This window comes from Paraburkholderia ultramafica (assembly GCF_902859915.1).
In the GTDB taxonomy this organism is placed as follows: Bacteria; Pseudomonadota; Gammaproteobacteria; order Burkholderiales; family Burkholderiaceae; genus Paraburkholderia; species Paraburkholderia ultramafica.
Genome location: NZ_CADIKK010000009.1, coordinates 190,138 through 202,997 on the forward strand (window position 1 = coordinate 190,138; position 12,860 = coordinate 202,997).

Below are 12,860 nucleotides of genomic sequence, written 5' to 3' on the forward strand. Positions count from 1 at the left end.
AGCGGGCAATAAAAAAGACGCGTCGACTGCACGCGTCTTTTTCGATGAGGTTCCGTATCGCTTCGCCTTCGCTCAGTCGCCGGACAGCTTCCACTTGCCGCCGACGATCTCCACCATCACGCGCGCCCGCTGGTCGAGACCAGCGTGGTCATTCGCGCTCATGTTGAAGATGCCGTGCGACGCGGGCACGTCTTTCGTGTTCTCCAGTGCTGCGCGCAGCGCCTCACGGAACGCAGGCGTGCCCGGCTGGCCCTTCTTCAACGCGAGCGGAATCGCGTGTTGCAGCAGCAGGCCCGCATCCCATGCGTGACCGCCGAAGGTCGACACCGAGCCGGCGCCATAAGCGGTTTCGTACGCATGCTTGTAGGCCAGCGAGCTCTTCTTCACCGGATTCGAATCAGGCAGCTGATCGGCGACCAGCAGCGGGCCGGCCGGCAGATACGTGCCTTCGCAATCCTTGCCGCACACGCGCAGGAAGTCGTTATTCGCGACGCCGTGCGTCTGATAGTACTTGCCCTTGTAGCCGCGCTCCCTGAGCGTTTTCTGCGGCAGCGCGGCCGGCGTGCCCGCACCCGCGATCAGCACCGCATCCGGGTTCTGCGACATCATCTTCAGCACCTGGCCGGTGACCGATGCGTCGTTGCGCGCGAAGCGTTCGTTCGCGACGATCTTGATCTTCGCGAGATCAGCGGCCTTGCCGAACTCCTTGAACCAGCTCTCGCCATACGCGTCCGCGAAGCCGATGAACGCGACCGTCTTCACGCCGTGATTCGCCATATGCTGCGCGATCGCGGTGGCCATCAGAATGTCGTTCTGCGGCGTCTTGAAGACCCACGCGCGCTTCGCATCCATCGGTTCGACGATGCTCGCCGCGGCGGCCATCGAGATCATCGGCGTGGCGCCTTCGGCGGCGACGTCGATCATGGCGAGCGAGTTCGGCACGACGGTCGAGCCGATCATCGCATCCACGTGATCTTCGCTGGTGAGCTTGCGGGCGTTCTTGACCGCCTGGGTCGAATCGGTCGCATCGTCGAGCACGATGTAGTCGATTTTCTGGCCTGCTACTTCTTTAGGCAGCAGCGCAATCGTGTTCTTTTCCGGAATACCGAGCGATGCGGCCGGCCCCGTTGCCGACACGGTGACGCCGATTTTCACGTCCGCGAACGCATGACCGCTCCATGTGGCGGATACCCCGGTGGCGACCAATGCCGCGCAAATCCAACGCAATGCCGACTTCATCCCGCTCCTCTATCTACACCGTTATTCGTTTGAATTTAAATCCGCGGATTTAAATACCAACCCAGCGGTCGGTGAATAGCGAGTTTAGCGGACGAAAGCCCGGCGCTGCAAGCGTTTTGCAGGGTTGTGCGGGATGAGATCGCGATCGATTCGGTGAATAAAAAAGGCCACCGAATTAGCGAAAGAATGGAATAGCGCCAGATGAAAAGCACAAATAAAAAGCGCTGTTGGATATCAATCCAACAGCGCTTTCGTCTGGGCACTGAGTGCCTCATGTCTCCTCGTTCTCCACCTGCAAAATTTCGTGGTGCATCAGAACTGCATGAAGATTAAACGAGCCCCCCTCTGGCTACAACTAGCAATTACCCTAGTGGTGCACTGCGGCACCGAATTGGGGCACGTTTGCGCGGCCTTTGCCGCTGGCTGCAATCGGCCAGCGGACTTCGCGATCCACGCGCCTCTGTTCCCAGCTCCGCCGAATTACATCGGATACCGAATCAATTTCGCAGTTCATCGTGCTTCAGGCTCGCAGCGGCCGCACCCGCGCGATGATCTCGCCGACAATGCCGCGCCGGAACGCCAGCACGCAAGCGATGAAAATCACGCCGGTCACGATCGTCACCGACTCGCCCAGCGAGCGGAACCAGTCGATGCCGGTCGACGCCGCGAGCGCCCCGCCGATATCGCCGAGCCGGTCTTCGAGCGCAACGATCAACGCCGCACCTAGCAAGGGCCCAAACAACGTCCCCATGCCACCGACCAGCGTCATCAGGATCACCAGACCGGACATGGTCCAGTACGCGTCGCTCAGCGTCTCGAAGCCCTGCACCAGCACTTTGAGCGAACCCGCGAGGCCGGCAAGCCCCGCCGACAGAATGAATGCGAGCAGCTTGAAGCGATCCGTGTCGTAGCCGAGCGACACCGCACGCGGCTCGTTTTCCTTGATCGCCACCAGCACCTGTCCGAACGGCGAGTGCACGATCCGCACGATCAGCAGGAACGCCAGCACCATCACAGCCAGCACGACAAAGTACAGCGCGACGTCGGAAGACAGATCCAGCAGACCGAACAGCTTGCCGCGCGGCACGCCTTGCAGGCCATCCTCGCCATGCGTGAACGGCGCCTGCAGGAACACGAAGTAGACCATCTGCGCCAACGCCAGCGTCACCATCGCGAAGTAGATGCCCTGCCGGCGAATCGCGAAGAATCCGACGATCAGGCCGAGCAAGGTGGCCACCGCGGTGCCGGCAAGCACACCGAGTTCGGGCGAAAAGCCGAGCGTCTGCATCGCATAGCCGGTGACGTAACCGGCCGACGCGAGAAACATCGCATGGCCGAACGACAGCAAGCCGGTATAGCCGATCAGCAGATTGAACGCCGCCGCGAACAGCGCGAAACAAAGCACCTTCATCACGAAGAGCGGATAGATGCCGAGCACGGGCACCGCGAGGAGACCGATCAGCAGCAGCCCGTAAAGCACTTTTCTCTGCATCATTTTTCCTTGCCGAAGAGACCCGCCGGGCGCACCAGCAACACGAGCGCCATGATCACGAAGACGACGGTCGCCGACGCTTCCGGATAGAACACGCGCGTCAGCCCTTCGATCACGCCGAGCATCAGGCCGGTCAGAATCGAGCCCATGATCGAACCCATCCCGCCGATCACGACCACCGCGAACACGGTGATGATCATCGGCTGGCCCATCAACGGCGAAACCTGAATGACCGGCGCGGCCAGCACGCCCGCGAACGCCGCCAATGCGACGCCGAAGCCATAAGTCAGCGTGATCATCAGCGGCACGTTGACGCCGAACGCCTCGACCAGTTTCGGGTTCTCGGTGCCCGCGCGCAGATACGCGCCGAGGCGCGTCTTCTCGATCACGAACCACGTCGCGAAGCAGACCAGCAGCGACGCGACCACCACCCACGCGCGGTAGTTCGGCAGGAACATGAAGCCGAGATTGGTCGCGCCGGAGAGCGCCGACGGCACGTCGTACGGCTGGCCGGACGAACCATAGATCGAGCGGAACACGCCTTCGACGACCAGCGTGAGCCCGAACGTCAGCAGCAGCCCATACAGGTGATCGAGCTTATACAGCCAGCGCAGCATCGAGCGCTCGATCGCGATGCCGAACAGCCCCACGATCAGCGGCGCCAATACCAACATCATCCAGTACGGCAGGCCGAAATACGACAGCCCCATCCACGCGAGCATCGCGCCGAGCATGAACAACGCGCCGTGCGCGAAGTTGATCACGTTGAGCAAGCCGAAGATCACCGCCAGCCCGAGACTCAGAATCGCGTAGAACGAGCCGTTCACGAGACCCAGCAGAAGCTGGCTCAGCATCGCCGGTAGCGGAACGCCAAAGATGTCCATTGAAGCCCTTAACCCCTGTAGCCATCGCCAAGGTGAGATCGCTCACGCACGATCCGGCCGGCGCGCGACAGGCGGCAACAGCGCCTATCACGCTCGGCGTGTGAAACGGTTTGCCGTCTGCCTGCCGGCCAGCACCGCGCAACTGCTAATTCGCGCGCTGATACATCGACACGCAGACGGCCTCGAGACCCTCAACCCGCGCTTATTTCCACAGCGCGCAGCGCGTTTCCGCCTTGGTCGTGAACGCCTGCTCGCCCGGAATCGTCGCGCTGATCTTGTAGTAGTCCCACGGTTCTTTGGATTCGGCCGGCGTCTTCACCTGCATCAGGTACATGTCGTGGATCATGCTGCCGTCCTGACGAATGTAGCCCTTCGCGTAGAAGTCGTCGATTTTGGTCTTCCTCAACTGCGCCATCACCTTGTCGGAGTCGGTCGAGCCGACTGCCTGCACGGCCTTCAGGTAGTTCATGGTCGCCGAATAGTCGGCGGCCTGCAGGCTCGACGGCATCTTCTTCGTCTTGTCGAAATAGCGCTGCGCCCACTTGCGCGTGTTGGCGTCCTTGTTCCAGTACCAGCTATCCGTCAGCACCAGACCTTGAGTGGTTTCCAGGCCCAGGCTATGCACGTCGTTGATGAACATCAGCAGCGCGGCAATCTTCATCGTCTTGTTGATGCCGAATTCCTTGGCGGCCTTGATCGAGTTGATCGTGTCGCCGCCGGCATTGGCGAGGCCCAGGATCTGCGCCTTCGACCCTTGCGCCTGCAGCAGGAATGACGAGAAGTCCGACGCGGACAGAGGATGCCGCACCTCGCCCAGCACCTGGCCGCCGCTCGCTTTCACCACGTCCGACGTGTTCTTTTCGAGCGCCTTGCCGAACGCATAATCAGCCGTCAGGAAGTACCACGTCTTGCCGCCCTGCTTGGTCACCGCCGAACCCGTGCCCTTGGCGAGCGCGGTCGTGTCGTACGCATAGTGGATCGTGTACGGCGTGCACTGCTCGTTGGTCAGCGTGTCCGCGCCTGCGCCAATGCTGATATAGACCTTGTGCTTCTCGCCCGCCACCGTGTTCATCGACAGGCCGGTCGCCGAGTTCGTGCCGCCGATCAGCAGGTCGACGCCGTCACGGTCGAACCACTCGCGTGCCCGCGACGCGGCGATGTCCGCCTTGTTCTGGTGATCCGCGTACACCACCGTAATCGGCTTGCCGTTCACCTTGCCGCCGAAGTCTGCGACCGCCATGCGGATCGCTTCGAGGCCGCCCGGGCCGTCGATATCCGCGTACAGCCCCGACAGATCGGTGATGAAGCCGATCTTCACCGCATCGTCGGCCGCTTGCGCGCTGCCCATCGTCAGAGCGGCCCCGGCCGCTACCGCGAAACAAAGTGAGGCAAGCCGCGCGAGTGGGTTCTTTTTCATTCGTGTCTCCTGGTTTCTTCGCTTGTGGTTATCAGGGGTAATCGGGCGTGTGCTTATACGCCCAGCAAATCGTGCAAGACCGGCATCTTGCCTTCGAGTTCCTTCGCCTCGAAGTGCTCGACGATCGACCCGTGCTCCATCACGTAGAAGCGATCGGCAAGCGGCGCGGCAAAGCGGAAATTCTGTTCGACCATCACGACCGTATAACCGCGCTCCTTGAGCGTGATGATCATGCGTGCGAGCGCCTGCACGATGACGGGAGCCAGCCCTTCCGAGATTTCGTCGAGCAGCAGCAGGCTCGCGCCGGTGCGCAGAATCCGCGCCACCGCCAGCATCTGCTGTTCGCCGCCCGAGAGGCGCGTGCCCTGGCTCATGCGGCGTTCTTGCAGATTCGGAAACATCGAATAGATTTCTTCGAGCGACATCATATGCGCCTTGTCGCCGACCGGCGGCGGCAACAGCAGATTTTCCTCACACGAGAGGCTCGAAAAAATACCGCGCTCTTCCGGGCAATAACCGATGCCGCAATGCGCGATGCGATGCGTGGGCAAGTTGATCGTTTCGCGTCCGCCGATGCGGATCGACCCCATGCGCCGCCCCGTCAGGCCCATGATCGCGCGCAGCGTGGTGGTGCGCCCCGCGCCATTGCGGCCGAGCAGCGTGACGACTTCGCCGCGGTTCACCGTCAGGTCGACGCCATGCAGGATGTGGGACTCCCCATACCACGCCTGCAAGCCCGCAATCTCCAGCGCGGGAGCGCCGCCGCTCGTGCCGCTCACTTCGAGGCCTTCGCTCTCGACAATCGTATTCATGCGTGGGCTCCGGCGAGCGCCGCGTCGGCGCTGCCCATATAGGCTTGCATCACGAGCGGATTCTTCGACACTTCGGCGTAGCTGCCCTCGGCGAGCACTTCGCCACGTTGCAGCACGGTAATCGTGTCGGAGATGCCGGCGATCACATTCATGTTGTGCTCGACCATCAGGATCGTGCGGCCGCTCGATACTTTTTTGATCAATGCCGTGACGCGGTCGACGTCTTCGTGGCCCATGCCTTGCGTCGGCTCGTCGAGCAGCATCAGCTCCGGTTCCATCGAGAGCGTGGTGGCGATTTCCAGCGCGCGCTTGCGGCCGTATGAAAGCTCGACGGTCAACACATCGGCGAAATCGGTCAATCCGACCTGGGTTAGCAGATCCATTGCGCGGTCGTCGAGCTGGCGCAGCGTGCGTTCGCTCTTCCAGAAGTGGAACGCGGTGCCGAGCGAGCGTTGCAAACCGATGCGCACATTCTGCAATGCTGTCAGATGCGGAAATACCGCGGAGATCTGAAACGAGCGAATGACGCCGCGCCGCGCGATCTGCGCCGGACGTTCACCGGTGATGTCGATGCCATTGAAGACGATCTGACCCGCTGTCGGTTCGAGGAACTTGGTGAGCAGATTGAAGCAGGTGGTCTTGCCTGCCCCATTGGGCCCGATCAATGCATGGATCGAGCCACGCCGCACGCGCAGGTTCACACCGTTCACGGCGATGAAGCCTTTGAACTCGCGGGTGAGGCCGCGCGTTTCGAGAATCGTATCGCCGAGAATCATGTTCCCTTCCATACGGAGTAAGGCGAAGCACTACGATCTTCCGCGCGAAGCTCTGCGCGACTTTTTATGACGGCGGCACCCCTTGCCGCTCGTTGGCGTGCTGCACCAATCCAGACGGTAATCCATGGCGTGGCACGCAGCATGGCTGCCATTGTCGCGCCAATGATGCAGCGCATTCATTGGGATTTGCACTTAGTGGATCAAACGCGCCCACAGCATGACCGCCGCGCGTGAGACATCGGTTCGGCAAACCTGACCGGTGTCTCACGCGGTGGACTTTCTGACCTGCACGCTTTGTCACACAGCGGACATCGAAGGAGCCGGGCTGGTTTGCGCGGCGATGCTGCCGCTCACGCGCGCGCGGCGATCTTCGCGGATCATGTCGCTCGCGCGCTCGGCAATCATCAGTGTCGGCGAGTTGGTGTTGCCCGATGTGATGTTCGGCATCACCGACGCGTCGACCACGCGCAGCCCTTCGACTCCGATAACTCGTAGCCGGTTGTCGACCACCGCGCCCGGGTCGTCGGTCGTGCCCATGCGGCAGGTGCCGACCGGATGGAAGATGGTCGTGCCGACCGCGCCGGCGGCCTGCTGCAGTTCTTCTTCGGTTTGATACTGGATGCCCGGCAAAATCTCCTGCGGCCGATAACGCGCGAGCGCCGGTGCAGCAGCGATGCGGCGCGTGAGACGCAACGCGTTGGCGGCGACGTGCCGGTCGTGATCGGTGGACAGATAGTTCGGCGCGATCAACGGCGCTGCCGACGCATCGGCCGATTCGATGTGGATGCTGCCGCGCGAACTCGGCCGCAACTGACACACCGAAGCCGTGAACGCGTTGAAGCGATGCAGCGGTTCGCCGAAACGATCGAGCGAGAGCGGCTGCACGTGATACTCGAGATCGGGACGCGTGAGCGCACCATCGTCGGGATCGGATTTGGCGAATGCACCGAGTTGCGACGGCGACATCGACATCGGACCGCTTTGAAAGAGCGCGTATTGCACGCCGATCATCAGCTTGCCCCACCAATGTGCGGACGCTGTGTTGAGCGTGCGCACGCCGTCGACCTTATAAGCCATGCGCAATTGCAAATGGTCCTGCAGATTTTCGCCGACGCCACCCAGATCGTTGACGACCTCGATGCCCAGACTCTGCAGGCGCGCGCCGTTGCCAACGCCGGACAGTTCGAGCAGTTGCGGCGAGTTGACCGCGCCCGAACTGAGGATCACTTCACAGCGCGCCTTGGCGAGATAGTCCGTGTTGTCGCCGCGATATTCGACGCCGGTGCAACGGCGTCCTTCGAACACGACGCGCTGTGTATGCGCGCCGGTGATGACTGTCAGATTCGGGCGTTTGAGTGCGGGACGCAAGAACGCTTTCGACGCATTCCAGCGGATGCCGCGTTTCTGATTGACGTCGAAATAGCCGACGCCGGTGTTGTCGCCGCGATTGAAGTCATCCGTTGCGGGGATGCCGGTCTGCTGCGCGGCTCGCGAAAACTCTTCGAGAATCTTCCATTTCAGGCGTTGTTTTTCGACGCGCCAAGGACCACCTGCGCCGTGCGATTCGCTTGCACCGGCGTGATGGTCTTCGCTGCGTTTGAAGACCGGCAACACGGCGTTCCAGGACCAGGATGCGTCGTTGGTCACGCGGGCCCATTCATCGTAGTCTTCGCGCTGGCCGCGCATGTAGATCATGCCGTTGATCGATGAACTTCCGCCTAATACGCGTCCGCGTGGATACGACAGCGCGCGTCCGTTCAGACCGGCTTCCGGCTGTGTTTTATAGAGCCAGTCCGTGCGCGGATTGCCGATGCAGTACAGGTAGCCGACCGGCACATGAATCCAGTGGTAGTCGTCTTTGCCGCCGGCTTCCAGCAACAGCACGTGGATGTCCGGATCTTCGGTCAGCCGATTCGCGAGCACGCAACCGGCCGTGCCCGCGCCGACAATGATGTAGTCGAATTCGCCTTCCAGCCGCCGGGCGGCCACAAGGGTGCTTTCGGTGTCGCTCATTGTTCAGTCTCCTAAGCTTTTTTTCCTGCAAGCCGAATTGTTTTCATGCGGCCGCTGCGATGGGCTTTATTTGTGCTTTCTGTGTGCGGCGCGTGTTTCTGCCGGTGCCTTCGGCGCGCTAACTGAAGCGCCGCCGAAGGCAACCGGATCGGATTATTTGGCAACCGGCATCGTAAACTCAGCGCCCTTCGCGATACTGTCGGGCCAGCGCTGCATGATGCTCTTGTAGCGCGTATAAAACCGCACGCCTTCCTCACCGTACGCGTGATGATCGCCGAACAGCGACTTCTTCCACCCGCCAAACGAATGCCATGCCATCGGCACCGGAATCGGCACGTTGATCCCCACCATGCCGATCTCGATCTGCCGCGAGAAGGCGCGGGCGACGCCGCCGTCGGAGGTGAACAACGACACGCCGTTGGCAAACTGGTTAGCGTTGATGAGCTCGACAGCGGACGCGAAATCCGGTACCCGCACCACACATAGCACGGGGCCAAAAATCTCTTCGCGATAAATCTTCATGTCGGTCGACACATCGTCGAACAGCGTGCCGCCGAGGAAGAATCCTTTCTCGTGACCGTCCACCTGATGACCACGTCCATCGACCACCAGCTTCGCGCCCGCCGCGACACCCGCATCGATATAGCCGACCACCTTCTCGCGATGCACCGCTGTCACCAACGGTCCCATCTCGGCTGCCGCTTCCATGCCGTTGAGTATCTTCAGGCTCTTCACGCGCGGCGTCAGCCGCTCGATCAGTTCATCGGCAATATGTCCGACCGCGACCGCCACCGAGATCGCCATGCAGCGCTCGCCCGCCGAACCGTACGCGGCGCCGATCAGCGCATCGACGGCCTGGTCGAGATCGGCGTCCGGCATCACGACCAGGTGATTCTTCGCCCCGCCCAAAGCCTGCACGCGCTTGCCGTGTTTGGTGCCTTCCGTGTAGATGTATTCGGCAATCGGCGTCGAACCGACAAACGACAACGCGCTTACTTCGGGATGCACCAGCAGCGCATCGACCGCCACCTTGTCGCCATGCACGACGTTGAACACGCCGTCCGGCAAGCCCGCTTCCTTCAACAATTCGGCGAGCCGGTTCGAGGCGGACGGATCGCGCTCGGACGGCTTCAGCACGAACGTGTTGCCGCACGCGATCGCGACGGGGAACATCCAGCACGGCACCATCATCGGAAAATTGAACGGCGTAATGCCGGCGACCACGCCGAGCGGCTGACGCAGATTCCAGTTGTCGATGCCGCCGCCGATCTGATCGGTGAAATCGGTCTTCAACAGATTCGGAATGCCGCACGCGAACTCGACAATCTCGATGCCGCGCATCACCTCGCCCTTCGCGTCCGAGAACACCTTGCCGTGCTCGCGCGTGATCAGCTCCGCCAGTTCGTCGTGGTGCCGGTCGAGCAGTTCCTTGAACTTGAACAGCACGCGCGCCCGTTTGATCGGCGCGGTTTCGCTCCAAGCGGGAAAGGCGCCTCGGGCGGCGGCGACCGCGGCGTCCACTTCGGCGACGCTCGCCAGCGGCACGCGTGCGCTCACGCTGCCGAGCGCAGGATTGAAGACGTCGCCGAAGCGGCCGCTGGTGCCATCGATGGTCTTGCCATTGATGAAATGGGTCAGCGCGCGTGCGCTGGTCGCGCTGCGCAGAGTCTCGTCCTGATATGTCTCGCTCATGTCATTCCTCTTCCGGTGAAGTCTTCCGCCCGCCGCGCGAGGCGCGACAAGGGCGTGATGAACGCCAAGCGTACGGCGCTTCGGGGCGACAAATCCAATGAGTAATGCTCAACTGCGCTATAAGCCGCGCTAATATCAGGCTATGGATCTCACTCTGCTCCGGGCCTTCATCACCGTCGCGCGGGAGGGCAACCTCACGCGTGCTGCGGTGCAGCTGCACCTGACCCAACCCGCCGTCAGCCTGCAAATCAAGCATTTGCAGGAGACGCTCGGCGTGACGCTGTTCACGCGGACCTCGCACGGGCTGTCGCTCACGCGCGACGGCCAGGCGCTGCTGCCGCATGCCGAACGCGCGCTCGGCGCGGCGGCGGACGTAGAGCGGGCCGCGCAGTCGCTGCGTCACGAAGTGCGCGGACGCTTGCGGATCGGCACGATTCTCGACCCGGCGTTCCTGCGCCTGGGCGGCTTTCTCAAACAGCTGGTCGAGACCTGGCCGCACATCGAAACGGCGTTGCGCCACGGCATGTCGGGCTGGGTGCTGGAGCAGATTCGCTCCGGCGAGCTGGATGTCGGCTACTACATCGGCCTGCCGTCCGATGACGATACGCGCGACGGTCCCGCCTTCCACGCGGTCACGCTCACCCACTTCCAGTATCGCGTGCTGGCGCCGGCCGGCTGGAAAGACCGCGTCAAAGGCGCGCGCGACTGGCGCTCGCTCGCCGCGCTGCCATGGATCTGGACGCCGCCCGCGTCCGCGCACAATCGATTGTTGTCGCGCTGCTTCGGCGAGGCTGGCGTGAAACCGGTCAAGGTCGCGGAAGTGGACCAGGAGCCGTCGATGCTCGATCTGGTGAAATCAGGTGTCGGCCTCACACTCGCACGCGACGCCACCGCGATTGCCGAAGCGCACGCGCACGCGCTGACCATCGTCGAGGGGATTACGGTGCCGACCCAGCTCAGCTTTGTCACGCTTGAAGCGCGCAAGGACGAACCGGCGATTGCCGCCGCGTTGAAGCTGATCGAACAGCAATGGGCGACGTAAGGGTGAAGCGAGCGGCCGTGTGAGGCCACCTGAAAGCCGCCATGAAAGCAGCCAAAGTGCGCGATGTGCGCCGCGATATGAGTCGCGCTAATGCCAGACATACGCGGCACGATCTGTATCCGTTTGTGCCGGAATCTCTGGCGACAGCCATTTGCAGCCTCGTACTCGCCAGCCGCCGTCAACAGCTTGTTGCGCTCGTCGCTCCCACCCCCCGCGTCATCCGAAACCACGCCGTCACGCAGTTTTTGTTAGATTGACGGTTCGCGCTTACGCGCCGGCCCCGCATCGTTTTCCGTTCCGCATGACTTTGTCCTTCCCGGCAGCTTCGCCCGGCAACACCAGAAGCGGCCGACCACTCCATCCTTCGACAGGAGCCTGACATGGCACGCAACATTGAAATCAAAGCCCGCGCCCAGCATTTCGAGCAACTGCGCGAACGCGCGGCGCAGCTCGCGACGGACGCGCCGCTGATCTTCCGCCAGCAGGACTTTTTCTACGACGTGCCGCGCGGGCGCCTGAAACTACGCCAGTTCGACGACGGCACGCCGGCCGAACTGATCTTCTATCAACGCGACGACCGCGACGGCCCGAAGGCGTCGTATTACACGCGCAGCCCCGTGACCAACCCTGAAGCCATGCACGCGCTGCTCGCCACCGCGTTGACCACGCGCGGCATCGTCACCAAGGAACGGCATGTGTATCTGACCGGACGTACGCGGATTCATCTGGACCGGGTCGACGGTCTGGGCGATTTCGTCGAACTCGAAGTGCTGCTCGCCCAGGACGACGACGAAGAAGGCGGCCACGCCGAAGCCCACGCGATGTTCAAGCGCCTCGGCGTACCGGAATCGGATCTGGTCGCGGTGGCCTATGTCGATTTGCTGAGCCCGGAGAACGAGCCGAAGCAGGTGGCATAAACCTCACTCAGCGCGGACCACGTCGAAGTCTGGGGAACCGCGCTCGCAGCAACGCCGCCGCATCAACCGGCGGCCGCCCCCGGCGACAGATGGCCAAGCGGCAACGGCCCATTGCGCTTGAAGGTGGTCAGCACGATGTTCGAGCGCACGCTATCGACGCCCGGCACGCGCATCAGTTTCTTCATCACGAAGGTCGACAGATAATTCAGATCGGGCGCGACGATGCGCAACAGGTAATCGGCGTCGCCCACCACCGCATGACATTCGAGCACTTCGGGCAGCACGTCGATCTGTTGCTGGAATTGTTCGATGATCGAATCGCCGTGGTGCTTCAACTTCAAACTCGTAAAAGCGGTGACGCCCAGCCCGAGCTTCTCCGGCCGCAGCACGACGCGATAGCCGTCCACCACGCCCACCTGTTCCAGCCGCTGCAGGCGCCGTCCGATCTGCGACGGTGATAGCGGCACCTGCTCGGCCAATTGCTGATGCGTGGCCCGGCCGAAGCGCTGCAACACGTCTAGCAGCGCGAGATCGAAGTGATCGAGTTCCAACATGTCGAATGTCCGCATTGAATCG

The 12,860-nt window shown here is 62.3% G+C and carries 12 protein-coding genes; 3 read left to right on the forward strand and 9 right to left on the reverse strand.

What is annotated here, in order from left to right:
• Positions 1-72 precede the first annotated feature (72 nt).
• The 8 genes from HV744_RS12120 to HV744_RS12155 all read right to left on the reverse strand — a co-directional run bounded on the left by HV744_RS12120 (position 73) and on the right by HV744_RS12155 (position 10,325).
• Positions 73-1,239, reverse strand: a complete 1,167-nt coding sequence (locus HV744_RS12120; RefSeq protein ID WP_175149730.1) for an ABC transporter substrate-binding protein — start codon at positions 1,237-1,239, stop codon at positions 73-75.
• Positions 1,240-1,759: 520 nt separating this feature from the next.
• Positions 1,760-2,731 carry a branched-chain amino acid ABC transporter permease gene (locus HV744_RS12125; RefSeq protein WP_175149765.1) on the reverse strand — a complete coding sequence of 324 codons (972 nt, stop codon included), beginning with the start codon at positions 2,729-2,731 and terminating at the stop codon, positions 1,760-1,762.
• Positions 2,731-3,615: a branched-chain amino acid ABC transporter permease gene (locus HV744_RS12130; RefSeq protein ID WP_175149731.1), complete on the reverse strand. Its 885-nt coding sequence runs from the start codon at positions 3,613-3,615 to the stop codon at positions 2,731-2,733. The genes HV744_RS12125 and HV744_RS12130 overlap by 1 nt, the downstream gene beginning before the upstream one ends.
• Positions 3,616-3,817: 202 nt before the next feature.
• Positions 3,818-5,032, reverse strand: a complete 1,215-nt coding sequence (locus tag HV744_RS12135) for an ABC transporter substrate-binding protein (RefSeq protein ID WP_175149732.1) — start codon at positions 5,030-5,032, stop codon at positions 3,818-3,820.
• A 53-nt stretch (positions 5,033-5,085) separates the two neighbouring features.
• The gene (locus HV744_RS12140) at positions 5,086-5,844 is read right to left on the reverse strand and encodes an ABC transporter ATP-binding protein (RefSeq protein ID WP_175149733.1); all 759 of its coding nucleotides are present in this window, start codon (positions 5,842-5,844) and stop codon (positions 5,086-5,088) included.
• Positions 5,841-6,620: an ABC transporter ATP-binding protein gene (locus HV744_RS12145; RefSeq protein WP_175149734.1), complete on the reverse strand. Its 780-nt coding sequence runs from the start codon at positions 6,618-6,620 to the stop codon at positions 5,841-5,843. The genes HV744_RS12140 and HV744_RS12145 overlap by 4 nt, the downstream gene beginning before the upstream one ends.
• Positions 6,621-6,917: 297 nt before the next feature.
• The gene (locus tag HV744_RS12150; RefSeq protein ID WP_175149735.1) at positions 6,918-8,633 is read right to left on the reverse strand and encodes a GMC family oxidoreductase; all 1,716 of its coding nucleotides are present in this window, start codon (positions 8,631-8,633) and stop codon (positions 6,918-6,920) included.
• A 153-nt stretch (positions 8,634-8,786) separates the two neighbouring features.
• Positions 8,787-10,325, reverse strand: coding sequence for a CoA-acylating methylmalonate-semialdehyde dehydrogenase (locus HV744_RS12155; protein ID WP_175149736.1), 1,539 nt, complete (start codon positions 10,323-10,325; stop codon positions 8,787-8,789).
• A gap of 142 nt (positions 10,326-10,467) precedes the next feature.
• Between HV744_RS12155 and HV744_RS12160 the strand changes: the two genes are divergently transcribed.
• The 3 genes from HV744_RS12160 to HV744_RS12170 all read left to right on the forward strand — a co-directional run bounded on the left by HV744_RS12160 (position 10,468) and on the right by HV744_RS12170 (position 12,284).
• Positions 10,468-11,367, forward strand: a complete 900-nt coding sequence (locus tag HV744_RS12160) for a LysR family transcriptional regulator (RefSeq protein ID WP_175149737.1) — start codon at positions 10,468-10,470, stop codon at positions 11,365-11,367.
• A gap of 41 nt (positions 11,368-11,408) precedes the next feature.
• A complete protein-coding gene (locus HV744_RS12165) occupies positions 11,409-11,624 on the forward strand; it encodes a hypothetical protein (RefSeq protein ID WP_175149738.1) in 216 nt (71 codons plus the stop codon).
• A 123-nt stretch (positions 11,625-11,747) separates the two neighbouring features.
• On the forward strand, positions 11,748-12,284 hold the full coding sequence (locus tag HV744_RS12170; protein WP_175149739.1) for a class IV adenylate cyclase: 537 nt from the start codon (positions 11,748-11,750) through the stop codon (positions 12,282-12,284).
• A gap of 62 nt (positions 12,285-12,346) precedes the next feature.
• On the opposite strand, the gene HV744_RS12175 is transcribed toward HV744_RS12170, so the two are convergent.
• Complete coding sequence (locus HV744_RS12175) at positions 12,347-12,838, reverse strand: Lrp/AsnC family transcriptional regulator (RefSeq protein ID WP_149670028.1); 492 nt, start codon at positions 12,836-12,838, stop codon at positions 12,347-12,349.
• Between the last annotated feature and the right edge of the window lie 22 nt (positions 12,839-12,860).